The organism is Lyngbya aestuarii BL J, assembly GCF_000478195.2.
Classification (GTDB): Bacteria; Cyanobacteriota; Cyanobacteriia; order Cyanobacteriales; family Microcoleaceae; genus Capilliphycus; species Capilliphycus aestuarii.
On record NZ_AUZM01000280.1, the window covers coordinates 1 to 842 of the forward strand.

Consider the following 842-nt stretch of genomic DNA (forward strand, 5'->3'; position numbering starts at 1 on the left):
ATTGAAGGTGACATTTTTAATTCCCACCGCCCGTTTACCGGGTTCATACTCAATGACGCGATCAACGAGGGCGAAGGGGTAACGATGGGGTAATAGCTTTTGAATGTCTTCGACACCCATAACAGCTTGAACGACTTTTGTCGCGGTGCCGTTGGGGGTTTCAACAGGGTTAGAGTTAACAGGATCGGATTTTACGTCTGACATTTGATCAAATTCACAGTTTCTAGTTAGCTTCCCATTTGTCGGTTAGCGATCGCAACAAAGTTCAGCGCGCGCACCGCTTCAGAGGGCGGCTAAGGCGGCTGCTTGAATGCGTTGAACCAGTTGGGTATGTAGGTGGTGTCCAGCTTTGTAAGCCAAGTAATGAGCTTGGGGAATAACTCCCAACAAGCTTAGATCCCCTACTAAGTCTAAAATTTTATGACGGACGGGTTCATTTGAAAATCTCAAGGGGGGATTTAACCAACGGTCGTCGCCGCAAACCAAGGCATTATCGAGGGTTCCGCCTTTGATTAATCCGGCTTCTTGCAGGTGGTGAACTTGTTTTTCGAGAACGAAGGTGCGGGCCGGGGCGATCGCTGTTGTAAAGTCTTCTTGTTGAGGGGTCCAACTGTACCATTGTTGACCAATCGCCGCCATTTCAAAATCTATGGCGTAGCTAAAGCGAGTTTCGTCTGCGGGGATAGCCATCACAAAAGCATCGCCTTGACGCACGATTATTTCTTGGGTAATGGGTATGATTGGGGTGGTTTGGGAGGTGACTGCGAGTCCTGCATTGGCGATCGCCTCTGCCCAAATTTTAGCTGATCCGTCTAACAACGGAATTTCTGGGCCGTCAATTT

Annotated in this window: 1 protein-coding gene and 1 pseudogene; both read right to left on the bottom strand. The window is 48.8% G+C overall.

Annotated features, from left to right (window positions below):
* Positions 1 to 204 (bottom strand): annotated as a pseudogene (locus M595_RS28060) (3-hydroxyacyl-ACP dehydratase FabZ); the annotation flags it as partial.
* Between the two features lie 78 nt (positions 205 to 282).
* The coding region (gene lpxC / locus M595_RS28065) for a UDP-3-O-acyl-N-acetylglucosamine deacetylase (RefSeq protein ID WP_023069935.1) at positions 283 to 842 on the bottom strand (560 nt) is incomplete at its 5' end.